Source organism: Erwinia sorbitola, assembly GCF_009738185.1.
Taxonomy (GTDB): Bacteria; Pseudomonadota; Gammaproteobacteria; order Enterobacterales; family Enterobacteriaceae; genus Erwinia; species Erwinia sorbitola.
The window spans coordinates 4,506,325-4,523,730 of sequence record NZ_CP046509.1; the positions used below are offsets into that span (position 1 = coordinate 4,506,325).

General features: G+C 55.2%; 17 protein-coding genes. 13 read left to right on the plus strand and 4 right to left on the minus strand.

Annotated features, from left to right (window positions below):
• Nucleotides 1-9 precede the first annotated feature (9 nt).
• The 6 genes from cytR (at nt 10) to rraA (ending at nt 5,792) form a co-directional block, all read left to right on the plus strand.
• Nucleotides 10-1,068 (plus strand): DNA-binding transcriptional regulator CytR, encoded by a 1,059-nt coding sequence (gene cytR / locus GN242_RS20425; RefSeq protein WP_156288117.1) that lies wholly within the window; start codon nt 10-12, stop codon nt 1,066-1,068.
• Between the two features lie 158 nt (nt 1,069-1,226).
• The gene (gene ftsN / locus GN242_RS20430) at nt 1,227-2,135 is read left to right on the plus strand and encodes a cell division protein FtsN (RefSeq protein WP_156288118.1); all 909 of its coding nucleotides are present in this window, start codon (nt 1,227-1,229) and stop codon (nt 2,133-2,135) included.
• A 90-nt stretch (nt 2,136-2,225) separates the two neighbouring features.
• Nucleotides 2,226-2,756: an ATP-dependent protease subunit HslV gene (hslV, locus tag GN242_RS20435; protein WP_156288119.1), complete on the plus strand. Its 531-nt coding sequence runs from the start codon at nt 2,226-2,228 to the stop codon at nt 2,754-2,756.
• A gap of 12 nt (nt 2,757-2,768) precedes the next feature.
• Complete coding sequence (hslU, locus tag GN242_RS20440) at nt 2,769-4,100, plus strand: ATP-dependent protease ATPase subunit HslU (RefSeq protein ID WP_154754161.1); 1,332 nt, start codon at nt 2,769-2,771, stop codon at nt 4,098-4,100.
• 172 nt (nt 4,101-4,272) lie between these two features.
• Nucleotides 4,273-5,199, plus strand: coding sequence for a 1,4-dihydroxy-2-naphthoate polyprenyltransferase (locus GN242_RS20445; RefSeq protein WP_156288120.1), 927 nt, complete (start codon nt 4,273-4,275; stop codon nt 5,197-5,199).
• Nucleotides 5,200-5,306: 107 nt separating this feature from the next.
• Nucleotides 5,307-5,792, plus strand: coding sequence for a ribonuclease E activity regulator RraA (gene rraA / locus GN242_RS20450; protein ID WP_154754159.1), 486 nt, complete (start codon nt 5,307-5,309; stop codon nt 5,790-5,792).
• Between the two features lie 75 nt (nt 5,793-5,867).
• Here the strand turns inward: rraA and zapB are convergent, their stop codons facing one another.
• Nucleotides 5,868-6,107: a cell division protein ZapB gene (gene zapB / locus GN242_RS20455; RefSeq protein ID WP_154754158.1), complete on the minus strand. Its 240-nt coding sequence runs from the start codon at nt 6,105-6,107 to the stop codon at nt 5,868-5,870.
• A gap of 444 nt (nt 6,108-6,551) precedes the next feature.
• On the opposite strand from zapB, the gene GN242_RS20460 reads away from it, so the two are divergent.
• From GN242_RS20460 to glpX, 3 genes are all read left to right on the plus strand, one after another.
• Nucleotides 6,552-7,394 (plus strand): MIP/aquaporin family protein, encoded by an 843-nt coding sequence (locus GN242_RS20460; RefSeq protein ID WP_154754157.1) that lies wholly within the window; start codon nt 6,552-6,554, stop codon nt 7,392-7,394.
• Nucleotides 7,395-7,428: 34 nt separating this feature from the next.
• Complete coding sequence (gene glpK / locus GN242_RS20465; protein WP_154754156.1) at nt 7,429-8,943, plus strand: glycerol kinase GlpK; 1,515 nt, start codon at nt 7,429-7,431, stop codon at nt 8,941-8,943.
• Nucleotides 8,944-9,040: 97 nt separating this feature from the next.
• On the plus strand, nt 9,041-10,051 hold the full coding sequence (gene glpX / locus GN242_RS20470; protein ID WP_154754155.1) for a class II fructose-bisphosphatase: 1,011 nt from the start codon (nt 9,041-9,043) through the stop codon (nt 10,049-10,051).
• Nucleotides 10,052-10,899: 848 nt separating this feature from the next.
• On the opposite strand, the gene emrD is transcribed toward glpX, so the two are convergent.
• Nucleotides 10,900-12,078: a multidrug efflux MFS transporter EmrD gene (gene emrD, locus GN242_RS20475; protein ID WP_154754154.1), complete on the minus strand. Its 1,179-nt coding sequence runs from the start codon at nt 12,076-12,078 to the stop codon at nt 10,900-10,902.
• 308 nt (nt 12,079-12,386) lie between these two features.
• On the opposite strand from emrD, the gene fpr reads away from it, so the two are divergent.
• On the plus strand, nt 12,387-13,133 hold the full coding sequence (gene fpr / locus GN242_RS20480) for a ferredoxin--NADP(+) reductase (protein WP_156288121.1): 747 nt from the start codon (nt 12,387-12,389) through the stop codon (nt 13,131-13,133).
• Here the strand turns inward: fpr and GN242_RS20485 are convergent.
• A complete protein-coding gene (locus GN242_RS20485; RefSeq protein WP_156288122.1) occupies nt 13,124-13,567 on the minus strand; it encodes a DUF805 domain-containing protein in 444 nt (147 codons plus the stop codon). The genes fpr and GN242_RS20485 overlap by 10 nt on opposite strands.
• A gap of 91 nt (nt 13,568-13,658) precedes the next feature.
• Between GN242_RS20485 and GN242_RS20490 the strand changes: the two genes are divergently transcribed.
• Nucleotides 13,659-14,252, plus strand: coding sequence for a YiiQ family protein (locus tag GN242_RS20490; RefSeq protein ID WP_154754151.1), 594 nt, complete (start codon nt 13,659-13,661; stop codon nt 14,250-14,252).
• 118 nt (nt 14,253-14,370) lie between these two features.
• Complete coding sequence (tpiA, locus tag GN242_RS20495; RefSeq protein WP_154754150.1) at nt 14,371-15,138, plus strand: triose-phosphate isomerase; 768 nt, start codon at nt 14,371-14,373, stop codon at nt 15,136-15,138.
• 31 nt (nt 15,139-15,169) lie between these two features.
• On the opposite strand, the gene pdxR is transcribed toward tpiA, so the two are convergent.
• A complete protein-coding gene (gene pdxR / locus GN242_RS20500; protein ID WP_156288123.1) occupies nt 15,170-16,594 on the minus strand; it encodes a MocR-like pyridoxine biosynthesis transcription factor PdxR in 1,425 nt (474 codons plus the stop codon).
• Between the two features lie 60 nt (nt 16,595-16,654).
• On the opposite strand from pdxR, the gene GN242_RS20505 reads away from it, so the two are divergent.
• The gene (locus tag GN242_RS20505) at nt 16,655-17,110 is read left to right on the plus strand and encodes a carboxymuconolactone decarboxylase family protein (RefSeq protein WP_154754148.1); all 456 of its coding nucleotides are present in this window, start codon (nt 16,655-16,657) and stop codon (nt 17,108-17,110) included.
• The last annotated feature ends 296 nt before the right edge of the window (nt 17,111-17,406 follow it).

The window sequence follows — 17,406 nt, forward strand, 5'->3', positions numbered from 1 at the left end:
AGAAAAGTGTTGGAGCAGAATCAAGATTCACCCGTGGTGACCATGAAAAACGTGGCTGAAAAAGCAGGCGTATCAACGGCTACGGTCTCCCGCGCCCTGATGAATCCGGAAAAAGTCTCTGCGGCAACGCGCCACAAGGTTGAGCAGGCCGTGATTGCCGTCGGTTACTCGCCTCATTCAATGACGCGCAGCGCCAGACGCAGTGAGTCGCGCACCGTACTGGTGATTGTGCCGGATATCTGCGACCCGTTTTTCAGTGAAATTATTCGCGGTATTGAAGTGGTGGCAGCGGCTGAAGGCTATCTGGTGCTGATTGGCGACTGCGCACACCAGAACCAGCAGGAAAAATCCTTTCTTAACCTGATGCTGACCCGCCAGATAGATGGCATGGTACTGCTCGGCTCCAATGTACCGTTTGATACCGGGATTGAAGAGCAGCGGAATCTGCCACCCATGGTGATGGCGAATGAGTTCGCACCGGAGCTGGAGCTGCCGACGGTACATATCGACAACCTGACCGCTGCCTTCGAAGCCGTTAACCATCTGCAAAAACTCGGGCATCGCCGCATTGCCTGCATCTCAGGGCCGGAAGAGATGCCGCTCTGTCAGTATCGCCAGCAGGGCTATATTCAGGCTCTGCGTCGTCACGGAATGACCGTAGATCCGCAGTATATTGTGCGGGGAGAATTCACTTTCGATGCAGGCTCCCAGGCAATGAAGCACCTGATGACACTGCCGAAACCGCCCGATGCCTTATTCTGCCACAGTGATATTATCGCGCTGGGTGCCATGTCGCAGGCGAAAAATATGGGTCTGCGTGTACCCAAAGATTTGTCGATTATCGGCTTCGATGATATCGAGCTGTCTCGCTACAGTGACCCGCAGTTAACTACTGTAGCCCAGCCGCGTTTCAACATCGGTCGTGAAGCGATGCTACTCTTGCTGGAGCAGTTGCAGGGAAGAATGGTCAGTAACGGTTCACGTCTGCTGGATTTTGAGCTAAAAATTCGCGGCAGCACCGCGCCTTCATTGCGCGATGAAGAGTGGCCAGCCCCCGCCCGCAAATGATAAAACTCATGCGCTGGCGGGGAAAAATCAGCGCATTCTTAGTAAGATCGCTGCTGGTCAAACTTCCGGCCCTTCAGTAACATGGCGGGCACTCATCGGGCACGTATTTTCTCTCTTTCAGCCCGACCTTACCTTTATAGATTATTAGCGGAACGATAGTGGCACAAAAAGATTATGTAGGCCGCGGGCGTTCGACAGGGACGCGTCGCAAAAAGACCAACAGTCGCAGTAAAAAGCGCAGCAGTGGATCGGGTGTATCAAAAATCATGATTGTGCTGGCGGTTGCCGTTCTGGTCACATTTGTTGGTGGCTTATGGTTTATTGCGCATCACAAAAAAGAAGAAACTCCGGCGATCCCCGATCACAAGGCAACCGGTAATGGCCTGCCACCTAAACCGGAAGAGCGTTGGCGCTATATCAAAGAGCTGGAAAATCGTCAGCTTGGCGTTCCTACGCCAACGGAACCGACATCGGGCGGAGAAGCTCATTCTCAGACCCAGCTCACCGATGAACAGCGTCAGCTGCTGGATCAGATGCAGGCCGATATGCGCCAGCAGCCCACCCAGCTAAACGAAGTGCCGTGGAACGAACAGACTCCGGCGCAGCGCCAGCAGACCATTCAACGTCAGCAGCAGCAGACTCAGCTTCAGCAGCAATCGCGGATGCCGCAGCAGCAGACCCAGCAACCGCGGGCGCAGACGCAGACGCAGACTCAACCGCAGACACCGCGTGCCGCACCAATAACTCCGGTTACACGTGAGCCAGTGCGCCAGCCGAAACCAGAAATTGCTGCTCAACCGAAAGCGGAAACCAAACCGAAAGAAGTTGTAAAAGAGAGCACGCAGCGCTGGATGGTGCAGTGCGGTTCGTTTAAAGGAACCGACCAGGCCGAGTCCATCCGCGCTCAGTTAGCCTTTGAAGGATTTGAAAGCCGCATTACTACCGGCGGCGGCTGGAATCGTGTGGTGATTGGCCCTTACAACAGCCGTAGTGCGGCAGACAGCACGCTGAAACGCCTGCGCGGATCCGGCCACTCAAATTGTATTCCTCTTTCAATCGGGGGTTGAAACCCCTTAATCCCGCCCCATATCTGAATGCATCAGTGCCCCGTACAAAATGTGCGGGGTCATCTTCCGACTGCAACAAGGGGTCTGCCCGTGACAACAATAGTAAGTGTACGACGCAACGGCCAGGTAGTAATTGGCGGTGATGGCCAGGCTACCCTCGGCAACACCGTGATGAAAGGCAACGTCAAAAAAGTGCGTCGTCTCTACAATGACAAAGTCATTGCAGGTTTTGCCGGCGGTACCGCTGATGCCTTCACTCTGTTTGAACTTTTTGAACGCAAGCTGGAAATGCACCAGGGCCATCTGGTGAAGGCTGCCGTTGAGCTGGCAAAAGACTGGCGCACCGACCGTATGCTGCGCAAGCTCGAAGCACTGCTGGCCGTGGCCGATGAAAATGCCTCACTGATTATTACCGGTAATGGCGATGTTATTCAGCCAGAAAACGACTTAATTGCTATCGGTTCGGGCGGCCCGTACGCTCAGGCAGCGGCCCGCGCCCTGCTGGAAAACACCGACATCGGCGCTCGTGAAATTGTGGAAAAAGCGCTGGGTATTGCAGGTGATATCTGCATCTATACCAACCATAACCTCACCATTGAAGCATTACCGTCTAAAGCGTAAGGATCCTAATTTATGTCTGCTATGACTCCGCGCGAGATTGTCAGCGAACTGAACAGATTTATTATCGGCCAGGATGGCGCTAAACGTGCCGTCGCCATCGCGCTGCGTAACCGCTGGCGTCGGATGCAGCTGGACGAAGAACTGCGTCATGAAGTCACGCCAAAAAATATTCTGATGATCGGCCCGACAGGGGTCGGTAAAACTGAAATTGCCCGCCGCCTGGCCAAGCTGGCTAACGCACCGTTCATCAAGGTTGAAGCCACCAAGTTCACCGAAGTGGGCTACGTCGGGAAAGAAGTAGACTCGATTATTCGTGATCTGACCGACTCCGCAATCAAAATGGTGCGTTCACAGGCGATTGAGAAAAATCGCTATCGTGCCGAAGAGATGGCGGAAGAGCGCATTCTTGATGTGTTGATTCCACCGGCAAAAAATAACTGGGGCCAGAATGAAACGGCACCTGAGCCATCTGCGGCGCGCCAGGCATTCCGCAAAAAACTGCGTGAAGGCCAGCTGGATGACAAAGAGATTGAAATCGATCTGGCTGCGGTTTCCGGTGGCGTAGAGATCATGGCACCTCCGGGTATGGAGGAGATGACCAGCCAGTTGCAATCGATGTTCCAGAACCTCGGCGGGCAGAAGCAGAAACCGCGCAAGCTGAAAATCAAAGAAGCGATGAAGCTGCTGGTGGAAGAAGAAGCCGCCAAGCTGGTGAATCCGGAAGAGCTGAAGCAGGAAGCGATCGATGCGGTTGAACAACACGGCATCGTGTTTATCGATGAGATTGACAAAGTCTGTAAGCGTGGCGAATCTTCAGGCCCGGATGTCTCCCGCGAGGGGGTACAGCGCGACCTTCTGCCGCTGGTAGAAGGCTGTACGGTATCGACCAAACACGGCATGGTGAAAACCGACCATATCCTGTTTATCGCTTCCGGCGCGTTCCAGGTTGCCAGCCCGTCAGACCTGATCCCTGAGCTGCAGGGCCGTCTGCCGATCCGCGTTGAACTTCAGGCGCTGACCACTAACGACTTTGAGCGCATTCTTACTGAGCCAAGTGCCTCCATCACCGTACAGTATAAAGCGCTGATGAACACCGAGGGCGTGGAAATCAACTTCACCCCTGACGGCATCAGCAAGATTGCTGCCGCAGCATGGCAGGTGAATGAAACCGCTGAGAATATCGGCGCACGTCGTCTGCATACCGTGCTGGAGCGTCTGATGGAAGAGGTTTCCTATAACGCCAGCGATCTGAATGGCCAGTCGATCACCATTGATGCCGAATATGTGAGCAAGCATCTGGATGAGCTGGTCGCTGACGAAGATCTCAGCCGCTTTATTCTGTAATCGGCCTGATGTGCGACAAAAATGGAGGCTCCGGCCTCCTTTTTTTATGCCGTTATACCAGCCAACTTGACCAGGATTAATTCCTGTCAGCCAAAAGCCCCTTACCATGATGCCGATAACGTGCTGGCATTCGCCACACTCGACCTGAAGCGGATCGGAGGCGTAACCTGTCATGGATAATAGTCAACTGGCTCCCCCCCTTTCAATGCCCCAGGCGTGGCTGGAGAGTTTGCGCCTGCGCACTCTGCCGCTGGCCTGTGCCTCGATTATCACCGGTAGCGCACTGGCGTGGCATCAGGGATATTTCGACCCTTCCATTGCCCTGCTGGCTCTGCTGACCACCATCCTGTTACAGATTCTCTCCAACCTGGCGAATGACTATGGCGACGCGCTGAAAGGCAGCGATACGCCACAGCGCATTGGCCCGCTGCGGGGAATGCAGAAAGGTGCGATCACTAAAGAGCAGATGCGCATCGCGCTGATATTCACCGTAGCGGTCACCACCGGCTGCGGTCTGTTACTCATCCTGAGAGCCTGCCAGTCCCCCGCCGATATGCTCGGCTTTGTGATAATGGGCGCGCTGGCCATCGTGGCTGCCATCGCCTACACCGTGGGAAAAAAACCTTACGGCTATCTTGGCCTTGGGGATCTGTCAGTGATGATTTTCTTCGGCTGGCTGGGGGTAATCGGCAGTTGCTACCTGCAAACCCACCAGGTAGACCCGCTGCTGCTGCTTCCCGCCAGCGGCTGCGGTTTGCTGGCAACCGCCGTTCTTAACGTCAACAATCTGCGCGATATCGACAGTGACCGCCAGAACGGCAAATTCACGCTGGCTGTGCGCCTGGGCGTGCAGGGCGCACGCCGCTATCATGCCGTGTTGTTAAGCGCAGCAACGGCATGCTTTGTTCTCTATAGCGGGATTGCTGGTTTGCGCCCGGCGGGCTGGCTATTTCTGCTGGCGGTACCTCTGCTATGGCAACAGGGGCGCTTTATCCTGCGCGAAACCAGCGCCCTGGCGATGCGTCCGATGCTGGAGAAAACCGTTAAGGTCGCGCTGTTGATTAATGTGCTGTTCGCAGCGGGATTGATGTTCAGCTAAACGTGATGTGCTTGACCCATCGCAACTTTTAACAATTGATGATTTTGCCAACAGCACTCTTTAAGCGATATACTTAAGCCCTCCTGTGGCAAACAGATGAAACCCCTATGAAATACGATACGTCAGAACTATGCGACATCTACCACGAAGATGTGAATGTCGTTGAACCGCTTTTTTCAAACTTTGGTGGGCGTACCTCATTTGGCGGGCAAATCACCACGGTAAAATGTTTCGAAGATAACGGCTTGCTGTATGATTTGCTGGAAGAGAACGGCCTTGGTCGCGTTCTGCTGGTTGACGGAGGCGGATCGGTACGCCGTGCGCTGGTGGATGCTGCACTGGCAAGACTGGCTCTGCAAAACGAGTGGGAAGGCATTGTGGTCTACGGCTCTGTGCGCCAGGTCGACGATCTGGAAGAGCTGGATATTGGTATCCAGGCCATCGCCGCTATTCCTGCCGGAGCTGCCGGTGAGGGCATCGGTGAAAGCGATATTCGGGTGAACTTTGGCGGAGTGACTTTCTTCTCCGGCGATCACCTTTACGCTGATAATACCGGAATGATCCTGTCCGAAGACGCGCTCGACATCGAATAATTACGAACATAAAAAAATGGGTGCCCCAGGGCACCCGTTTTCTGCTCGCATCCTGCTTTTACGTCAGGTGCAGCATTACACCTCTTCCATTTTTCCCAGCAAAGCCCGCAGACGTTCCTGCCAGACATGCTGTTCTTCCTTAAGCTGCTGATTTTCACGCACCAGAGCATCAGTGCTGCCTGCTGCCTGCTGAACCTGCTGGCTCAGATTCTCTTTTTGCTCTTTAAGCTCTTCGATTTCCATCTGCAACAGCGTGATGGTATCAATCGCCTGCTGCACTTTCGCTTCCAGTTTCTCGAATACTTCAAATGACATGTCTATAACCTCTCCTAATCGCAGGGCGTTGATGATGCTAGCCGCAGGGGTGAGGAACGAACCGGCATTCCGCGGATAACAACGATGTTCCGATTGTAAGTAGAGCGACAGCTCAAGTCCAGCAGCGAACCCGCATGGGGCGCAGTCTGTAACAATTTTCAGTCTAGACCTGGTTTCAGCAACATTTCCCCCGGTAAGATGTAAGCCCCCGGTTAAATAATTGCGCATTTCCACTGCGATAAAACGCGCACCCGGAGGTTTCATGAAGGCAAAAAGACGCGAAAACGCTCATTTTTATGACGAACAACACAGTTTTTGATTTCGCTATTTCTCGTTTGTGCTCGTTAACGATAAATTCACATCAGCCCTACATAAGACTTGGGTAATTCACGGATGAAACAAAACTAAGAACTAAACTATTAACCTCGCCTTCAGGAATTCATCATGAGTCAGACTACTAGTACGCTTAAAGGGCAGTGCATCGCCGAGTTTCTTGGCACAGCCACGATTATCTTTTTCGGTGCTGGCTGCGTTGCCGCAATGAAAGTTGCCGGAGCCAGCTTCGGTCTCTGGGAAATCAGTATTGTCTGGGGCCTGGCCGTTGCGATGGCGGTGTACCTCACTGCTGGCATTTCCGGTGCTCACCTGAACCCGGCCGTCAGCGTTGCGCTGTGGCTGTTCGCCAATTTCGAAGGTCGCAAAGTGGTGCCCTACGCTATCGCACAGGTAGCGGGTGCATTCTGTTCTGCGGCGCTGGTGTATGGCCTGTATCACAACCTGTTCCTCGATTATGAACAGACACATCATATGGTGCGTGGCAGCGTTGAAAGCCTCGACCTTGCAGGCGTCTTCTCCACTTACCCTAATCCTCATATCGGCGTAGGCCAGGCATTCATGGTCGAATTGGTGATCACCGCCATTATGATGGCGCTGATTATGGCACTGACCGATGACGGTAATGGCCTGCCGCGCGGCCCGATGGCTCCGCTGCTGATTGGTTTCCTGATCGCTATTATCGGTGCCGCGATGGGACCACTGACAGGCTTTGCCCTGAACCCGGCGCGTGATTTCGGACCTAAACTGTTCGCCTGGATCGCTGGCTGGGGCAATGTTGCCTTCACCGGTGCCCGCGATATCCCTTACTTCCTTGTTCCGATCTTTGGCCCACTGATCGGTGCAAGTCTCGGTGCCTTTGGCTACCGCGCCCTGATTGCCAACAACCTTCCTGGAAAGGTTGTGGAGAAACAGGAAAAATCGGCCCCGCGCGCTGCACAGCGTAAAGCGTAATCCTGCTCATTGCTTACATCATCAGGAATTTATTATGACCGTAGAAAAAAAATATATCGTCGCACTCGACCAGGGAACCACCAGCTCGCGCGCTGTTATTCTGGATCATGACTCCAATATCGTTGCGGTATCGCAGCGCGAATTCCAGCAAATCTATCCAAAAGCGGGCTGGGTTGAGCATGACCCGATGGATATCTGGGCGTCGCAAAGCTCCACCCTGGTCGAAGTGCTGGCTCATGCCGACATAAACTCTGATGAGATTGCGGCCATTGGTATCACCAACCAGCGTGAAACCACCATCGTCTGGGATAAAGAGACCGGCAAGCCGATCTATAACGCTATCGTCTGGCAGGATCCGCGTACCGCTGACTACTGCTCGAAGCTGAAAAAAGAGGGCCTGGAAGAGTACATTCGCCATACCACTGGCCTGGTCATCAACCCATACTTCTCCGGCACCAAAGTGAAGTGGATCCTTGACCATGTAGAAGGCTCCCGCGAGCGTGCACGCCGTGGCGAACTGCTGTTTGGTACCGTCGATTCCTGGCTGGTGTGGAAAATGACTCAGGGACGGGTTCATATCACTGACTACACCAACGCCTCACGTACCATGATGTTCAACATTCACAAGCTGGAGTGGGATCAGCGTATGCTGGAAATCCTCGATATCCCGCGTGAAATGTTGCCTGAAGTGAAATCCTCCTCAGAGGTTTATGGCCAGACCAACATTGGTGGTAAAGGCGGAACGCGTATTCCAATCGCCGGTATCGCCGGTGACCAGCAGGCAGCGCTGTATGGCCAGCTGTGCGTCCAGCCTGGCATGGCAAAAAACACCTACGGTACCGGCTGCTTTATGCTGATGAATACCGGTACTGAAGCGGTAACCTCTACGCACGGCCTGCTGACCACAATTGCCTGCGGCCCGCGCGGCGAAGTGAACTATGCACTGGAAGGCGCGGTATTCATCGGTGGCGCGTCCATTCAGTGGCTGCGTGACGAAATGAAGCTGATCAGTGACGCCAGCGACTCTGAATATTTCGCCACCAAAGTGAAAGACACCAACGGCGTCTATATGGTGCCTGCCTTCACCGGTTTGGGCGCGCCTTACTGGGATCCGTATGCGCGTGGTGCCATCTTCGGGCTGACCCGTGGTGCTAATGCTAACCACATTATCCGTGCAACTCTGGAGTCGATTGCTTATCAGACCCGCGATGTGCTGGAAGCGATGCAGAACGACGCCAGCACCCGCCTGCAATCACTGCGTGTGGATGGTGGTGCCGTAGCCAATAACTTCCTGATGCAGTTCCAGTCTGACATTCTCGGCACTCGCGTTGAGCGCCCTGAAGTGCGTGAAGTTACCGCGCTGGGTTCCGCTTATCTGGCTGGTCTGGCGGTGGGCTTCTGGAAGGATCTGGATGAAGTGCGCGCCAAATCCGTTATCGAGCGTGAATTCCGTCCAAGCATCGAAACCACCCAGCGTAACGTGCTGTACGCAGGCTGGAAGAAAGCTGTCGCCCGTGCTCAGTCATGGGAAGAGGCTGACGATAAGTAATCGCACCCGCCCGTGGTCACCTGACCACGGGTATCTCCCTTCCCCGCTCCGCTCCCTGTGATAAACTTCCCGCCTCATTACTTTCCCGAGGCATGTCATGAAACGAGAACTGGCGATTGAATTTTCCCGCGTAACCGAAGCGGCGGCACTGGCTGGCTATAAATGGCTGGGGCGTGGCGATAAAAACGCTGCTGACGGCGCAGCGGTGCACGCTATGCGCATTATGCTTAACAAGGTGGATATCGACGGTCAGATCGTGATTGGCGAAGGGGAAATTGATGAGGCACCGATGCTCTATATCGGTGAGAAAGTCGGTACCGGCAGCGGTGACGCAGTCGATATTGCCGTCGATCCTATTGAAGGCACGCGCATGACCGCACTGGGCCAGGCGAACGCACTGGCAGTGATGGCTGTCGGGGACAAAGGCACTTTCCTGCACGCCCCTGATATGTACATGGAGAAGCTGGTGGTTGGCCCGGGAGCCAAAGGCGCCATCGACCTCAACCTGCCGCTGGAGGAGAACCTGCAACGCGTGGCGCGTGCGCTGAATAAACCCTTAGCCGACCTGACCGTCACGCTGTTAGCCAAACCGCGCCATGATGCCGTGATCAGCAGCCTGCAACAGCTCGGTGTACGTGTCTTTACCTTCCCGGACGGCGATGTGGCCGCCTCAATCTTGACCTGTATGCCAGACAGCGAAGTCGATGTGATGTACGGCATCGGCGGTGCGCCGGAGGGCGTGGTGTCCGCTGCCGTGATCCGTGCGCTGGATGGCGATATGCAGGCGCGCCTGCTGGCCCGTCATGACGTAAAAGGGGATACCCCTGAGAATCGCCTGCTGGGCGAGCAGGAGCTGGCACGCTGCGCTGAGATGGGTATTGCCGCAGGCCAGGTGCTGAAACTGGAACAGATGGCCCGCAACGACAATGTGATTTTCTCCGCCACCGGCATCACCAGCGGTGACCTGCTAAAAGGCATCACCCGTCAGGGCAATATGGCAACCACGGAAACGCTGCTGATTCGCGGCAAGTCCCGTACGATTCGTCGTATTCAATCGATCCACTATCTCGATCTGAAAGACGAAAGCCTGCACCAGTATATTTTGTGATCGCCCGGTGACAATGTGGGTCGGGCATGCCCGACCCCTACACAACCTTGAGGGTATTATGCTCCCCCGTAGGGGCGAGGCATGCCTCGCCCGGTGACAATGCGAGTCAGGCATGCACGACTGTGGGTATTACGAACCCCCGTAGGGGCGAGGCACGCCTCGCCCGGTGACAATGAGAGTCAGGCATGCCCGACTGTGGGTATTACGCACCCCGTAGGGGCGAGGCATGCCTCGCACGGTGACAATGAGAGTCAGGCATGCACGACTGTGGGTATTACGCACCCCCGTAGGGGCGAGGCATGCCTCGCCCGGTGACAATGAGAGTCAGGCATGCACGACTGTGGGTATTACGCCCCCCGTAGGGGCGAGGCATGCCTCGCCCGGTGACAATGAGAGTAAGGCATGCCCGACTGTGGGTATTACGCCCCCCGTAGGGGCGAGGCACGCCTCACCCGGTGACAATGCGGGTCGAGCATGCCCGACTGTGGGTATTACGCACCCCCGTAGGGGCGAGGCACGCCTCGCCCGGTGACAATGAGAGTCAGGCATGCACGACTGTGGGTATTACGCACCCCCGTAGGGGCGAGGCACGCCTCGCCCGGTGACAATGAGAGTCAGGCATGCACGACTGTGGGTATTACGCACCCCCGTAGGGGCGAGGCATGCCTCGCCTGGTGACAATAAGAGTCAGGCATGCACGACTGTGGGTATTACGCACCCCCGTAGGGGCGAGGCACGCCTCACCCGGTGACAATGAGAGTCAGGCATGCACGACTGTGGGTATTACGCACCCCTGTAGGGGCGAGGCATGCCTCGCCCGGTGCCAATGCGATAAACAACTATGGGCATTACACCGCATGAGCCTGCGGATGTTTTGATAGCGGCAGCCAGCACAGCAGAATAAGCAGCGCGGTGGCAAACATCAGCATTCCGAGGCTGAACTGCCCGGTTTGCGGCAGCAGCGCTGACAGCCAGGCGACAAACCCGGAACCGAGATTCTGTAATCCCCCGACCAGCGCTCCGGCGGTACCCGCCATATAAGGCCATGGCTCCATCGCCCCCGTGGTAGCCAGCGGAAACAGCATTCCGGCACCAAAAAAGAACAGCGATGCAGGAATAATCAGCGTCCACAAATTCATAAAGTCCAGCCAGCCCGGGATCCACATCATCACACCGGCCAGCAGACAACTGTTCACCGCATACCACATCACCGTAGTAAAAGGTTTCTCACTGCGCCCGGCAAACCACGCACCAAAGAAAGCCGCTGGCAGGGGCAAAATAAACAGCACGCTGACGGCAAGACTGCTCATTCCCAACACACCGCCCATCAGTACCCCACAGCTGGCCTCAAATACCGCAATCCCGGCCAGTGCGCCAATAAGGATTACCAGATAGCGCACAAAATTATGGTCAGCGAGCAGCGGGCGATAGCGAGAAAACAACGGACGCGGCTGCTGTCCTGCCGGGCGGGTTTCAGGCAGCCAGCGCAGTATCGCCGCCGTTACCGCCAGGCACAGCACCAGTAAAAAGGCGAAACAGGCGCGCCAGCCAAACAGATGTGTCAGCCCGGCACCCAGCAGGGGTGCAATCAGCGGACTGATCAGGATCCCCATATTCAGCAGGCTGTTCGCATGACGCAGGGCACCGCCGGCATAGAGATCGCGCGGCATAGTACGCGCCATCACCCCTGCCACGCCGGTACCCATCCCCTGAATAGCGGCACCCAGCACCAGACCGTTGAGGCTTCCAGCCAGCAATGCGGTAAGCGATCCGGCAATAAACACCGTCATGCCCATCAGGATCACCGGGCGGCGGCCAATACTGTCGGACAGCGGGCCATAAAACAGCTGCGATGCGCCATAGGCCATCAGATAGGCAGCCATCACCCGCTGTACTGCACCATCACGCACATGGAAGAAGTCAGCAATCTCTGACATCGCCGGAACATAAATGGTTTGCGCCATCTGACCCACCGCCAACAGCGCCATCAACATAATCAGCAAATGGATGTTTTCAATCTTTCTCATCAACTTATAACTCGTATAAATAGCGTAAAATTCGCCCAATGACGGGGAGCTGCCAGTCATACCGGCATAATGGCGCTGAAAATATCAGGATTACATGGCAAAGCGAGGGGGCAGGGGCAAATAACACTGTCATCACTGTCAGTAAATTCAGGCGCACCTGTAAAACATTTTTTACGCTACGTTTAAATAGTGCTCATAGTTTGTCGATATGAGCTTTCACCAGGGCCGGCAGCTGGAAAAGAGCACAATAGCTGGCGAAGATAGCCGCAGAAACGCTAATGATGACGTAAGCGAATGGAGGAATTTTTATGGCCGTATGGGTCAATGCCCGCGTTAAACATGTCACCGACTGGACCGACAGCCTGTTCAGCCTGACGGTGACAGCCCCCATCGCCCCGTTTGCTGCCGGGCAATATGCCAAACTGGCGCTGGAAATTGACGGTGAACGAGTGGTAAGAGCCTACTCTTTTGTCAACGCGCCGAGTAATGAGAATCTGGAGTTCTATCTGGTTACCGTGCCAGAGGGCAAACTCAGCCCGCGGCTGCATGCGCTTAAACCAGGCGACGAGGTAATGATTACTCAGGATGCTCAGGGCTTCTTTATTCTGGATGAGATCCCGGAGTGCGAAACGCTGTGGATGCTGGCCACCGGCACCGCCATCGGCCCGTATCTGTCGATTTTGCAGGAAGGAAAAGGGCTGGATCGTTTCAAAAATATTGTGCTGGTGCATGCCGCGCGCTATGTGCAGGATTTGAGTTATCTGCCACTGATGCAGGAGCTACAGCAGCGTTACAGCGGCAAGCTACAGATTCAGACCGTGGTCAGCCGTGAAGAGAGCCCGGGTTCACTCACCGGCAGAATCCCGGCGCTGATTGAGAATGGTCAACTGGAAGCTGCCACGGGGCTGACTATCGATGCCGAACGCAGCCACGTGATGCTGTGCGGCAACCCGCAGATGGTGCGTGATACTCAGCAATTACTGAAAGATACCCGCGGCATGCGTAAGCATCTCAAACGTAAACCGGGACATATGACCAGCGAACACTACTGGTAATCAGGTGTACGGCGACGCAGAAATATCACGGCCTGCGTCGCTTTGCCAAACCGGTTATCCCCAGGCGTGCCCGCAAAACCACCCAGTTCAACCAGCATGCCAACCATAATCAGCGTGGGAATAAAGCGCCCCACCACCCACTGAGCGTCGCCCGGTAGCATTGACCAGTGCCCCGCCATCAGCATCCAGGCCAAAATAAACAGCAGCGCCCACTGGCCGCCTTTGTTACGGTCATGCAGCCTTTTCACCAGCACAGCGCTGGAGGGCCACATCAGGGCTACCACGCAGAATGCAGCGGTCTGGGTATCGAGTAAATTATTGCCCGCCAGTGTAAACAGCAACACCAGCATCAGCAGCCAGACGGCCTGCCAGATCCAGAAGTCGCGTCGTCCCAGACGGCCACGAAAAGAGAAACACCATTGCTGTAACGTCATTATTTTTATCTCAGAGTCCGGGTGCCCTTTGACTTTGCCGGTCATTGTCCGTTTTAATCTTGGGCTGAGTTTACTGGTTAGGGCCGATGAAATGAAGAACGCGATTTGGGCAGGGTTTGCACTGCTATCCGCAATGATGATCGCGGTGGCACATGCCGATCCGGATCCGCAAGACAGAACGGAGCATCTGCCTACCGCACCCTATCTGCTGGCCGGCTCCCCTACCTTTGATATGACTATCGGCCAGTTTCGCGAAAAGTATAATGCTGCCAACCCAGCGTTACCGTTGAGTGAATATCGCGCCATTGACAATCGTGACGATAAAAGCAATCTGACGCGTGCTGCCAGCAAGATCAACGAAAATCTTTATTCATCCACTGCGCTGGAGCAGGGAACCGGGAAAATCAAAACGTTGCAGATTACCTGGTTGCCTATTCCCGGGCCGGAACAGAAGGCCTCGCGCGATAAAGCACTGGCGTATATGGCAGCGCTGGTTCACTACTTCGAACCTATGCTCAGTAAAGAACAGAGCATGAAACGTGTGGAAGCGCTGATGACAAAAGGTAAGGGTTCCCGTTTTTACCAGCAGACTGAAGGCGCGCTGCGTTATATCGTGGCCGATAACGGCGATAAAGGACTAACTTTTGCCGTGGAACCCTTGAAGCTGGCGTTAAGCACGCCTTAAGCCACCCTGTGGAAAGGATGACGAAAAGCAAAGCCTTTACGATATTTGATCTCTATACTGTCTGGCAGACAATGCTGCCTGCTGGCAGCTTTAATACTCTCTAAGCGTGGAGGATACAATGCGACATCCATTAGTTATGGGTAACTGGAAACTGAACGGCAACAAACACATGGTCAACGAGCTGATCGCCGGTCTGCGTACCGAGTTGAGCGGTGTTGATGGTTGTGGTGTGGCGATTGCCCCGCCTGTGATGTATCTGGATCAGGCGAAGCATGCCATTTCCGGTAGCCATATCGCACTGGGTGCGCAGAACGTCGACGTTAACCTGTCTGGCGCTTTCACTGGTGAAGTCTCTGCCGACATGCTGAAAGACATTGGCGCGCAGTACATTATCATTGGTCACTCTGAGCGTCGTACTTACCACGCTGAGAGCGATGAGCTGATCGCGAAGAAATTCGCCGTGCTGAAAGCAGCAGGCCTGATCCCGGTGCTGTGCATCGGTGAAACTGAAGCGGAAAACGAAGCGGGTAAAACCGAAGAAGTTTGCGCACGTCAGATCGACGCAGTTCTGAACACCCAGGGCGCTGAAGCGTTCAACGGCGTAGTAGTGGCTTATGAACCTGTATGGGCTATCGGTACCGGCAAATCGGCTACCCCAGCTCAGGCTCAGGCAGTTCATAAATTTATTCGTGACCATATCGCGAAGAAAGATGCCACCGTTGCCGCTCAGGTCATCATCCAGTACGGCGGTTCTGTAAATGATAAAAATGCGGCAGAGCTGTTTGCCCAGCCAGATATCGACGGTGCCCTCGTGGGCGGCGCATCACTGAAAGCAGATGCTTTCGCCGTGATCGTTAAAGCTGCGGCCGCAGCGAAAAAAGCCTGATGATGCCTTCCTGCCCCTCCCGGGGCAGGAGTTAACCAAACTGCTCGATCAGCGCTTTTAACCGCAGCGCACTCCCGGTAAATCCTTCCTTTGGCAGAGTAGTCACACTCAGCACCAGCCCACGACGACCTTGATCCTGATACCACACTGATAGCGGAGTTGGAGCCATTCCATATGCCAGCGCCTCATGGGCGATACGCGTATCCTGGCACCCCTCAGGCAGGGCGATAATCACCGCCAGCGCCGCACGTGATGCCTGCGGAAACAAGGGTTGCAGCGCCGCCAGCAGCGCTATCAGTCGCTCGTTGTATAACCGCTTCATACGTCGTAAATGACGCATAAAGTGACCTTCAAGCAGAAATTCAGCCACCGCGTTATGCAAAACAAAAGATGAGGCCGGAGCCAGCAGCGCCGCCGCCTCGCCAAAATGTGCCGCCTGATGGGCCGGAACAACCAGATAGCCCAGACGCAGTGACGGGCTGAGGGTTTTACTGAAAGTACCGATATGCAGTACGCATCCGTCATCCAGCGCCGCCAGCGCCGGGGCAGCCCTCCCCTCAAGCTGCAATTCACCGAGGTAATCATCTTCAATAATCCAGCTTCCATGACGCCGCGCCCAGGCCAGCAGAGCAGCGCGCCGCTCCAGCGACAGCGTCATACCCAGCGGTGCCTGCTGGCCTGGGGTCACCAGTACCGCAGCGGCATCGGGTGCCTGCCGGATACCCTCCTCCACGCACAGGCCCTGCTCATCTACTGCCACGGGAATGGTCTCCACGCCCGCAAGGGTCAGCGCTTTACGCGCCAGCAGATAACCAGGATCTTCTGTCCATATCGCCTTGCCGCGTAAGCCCAGCGCAAGGCAGATCAGCCCGAGCGCACCGGCATAACCGTTGGTAATCATCACCTGGGAAGCCTGGCAACGTATGCCGCGAGCCATCGACAGATAGCTCACCAGCTGTTGACGCAGCGCCAGGCTGCCGCGCGGATCGGAATAGCCGGTCGGCTTACTGACCATTTCGCGGGCGTGGCGTGTCAGAATGCGCGACCAGACTTTGGCCGGAAAAGCATCATTGGCGGGAACGCCCATCTGGAAGGTCAGGGGCGGGCTGTCAAAAGCGTGGATAATCGCCGCCAGTGGAGCAATCACCCTGTCTTGCTGACGGCTTTCCCCCGGCGGCCGCTGGATATCAGTAACCCAGGTTCCCGCCGCTCCTTTCGCCACCAGCCGCTGACTATCAACCAGCATGTCATAAGCTGCGCGCACCGTACCGCGGGCTACGCCGAGCTGTGCAGCCAGATCGCGGCAGGAAGGCACACGAGATCCGGGCTTCAGACGCCCTTCGTCAATTGCCTGTGTTATCCCCTCGCGAATCTGTTCACTCAGCGACAGACCGGCTTCGCGCCGCAGTAAAATACCGGGAACGGATGGGCCACTATTTTTGTCAGTTCCTGGCACTTTCGACAACCCATTAAACGGAAGAAAATAGCACCCTACCCCTGATGAAAGGACAAGGCAATGAGCGAACGTATCGACTTCTACACCAGTGCACCGGCAGGCATGAAAGCGCTGGCGGCTGTTTCAGGCTATGTGGCCCAGAGCGGCCTGCCTCACGATATTACTGAATTAGCTTTTCTGCGGATCTCTGAGATTAACGGCTGTGCATACTGCATTGATATGCATACCAAAGCCTTAAATAAATCCGGGCTGCCATGGGACAAAATTGTGCTGACGAAAGTATGGCGCGAAGCGGGCGGCTGGTTCTCCTCCCGTGAGCAGGCGGCGCTTGCCTGGGCTGAGTCGCTGACGCTGATTTCACAGACCCACGCCCCGGACGAGGTTTTTGCTCAGGTGCAAGCGGAATTTAGTGACAAAGAGATAACCGACCTCACGATCGCTATTGGTTTAATGAATGCCTACAACCGTCTGGCGATCGGACTGCGTAAGTTGCCCGCCAGTGCACCCCGCCGTTAATTCCTGCCTGCTCAGATAGTTACCCCTGATCATGTTGCGGGATCCCTTCCCAGACAGCGGGCCTTTCAACGGCCCGTATAAATGTTACTTATTTTTTAATCCCTATCATTCTCATTTTTAATCTTTAAACACTTTTTTAATTAGCCCGTAACAATGATATATTTCAAATGCTTCTGAACAGCGATTAAGCACATTAAGTTGGTGTAGTTTACCGCTGTCAGCAATCCAGAAAGGGCGAAGCAGTCAGACCTACTCTCAAAAACCTGGCGCTGCTTCTCTTGTTAACATGTTGATTT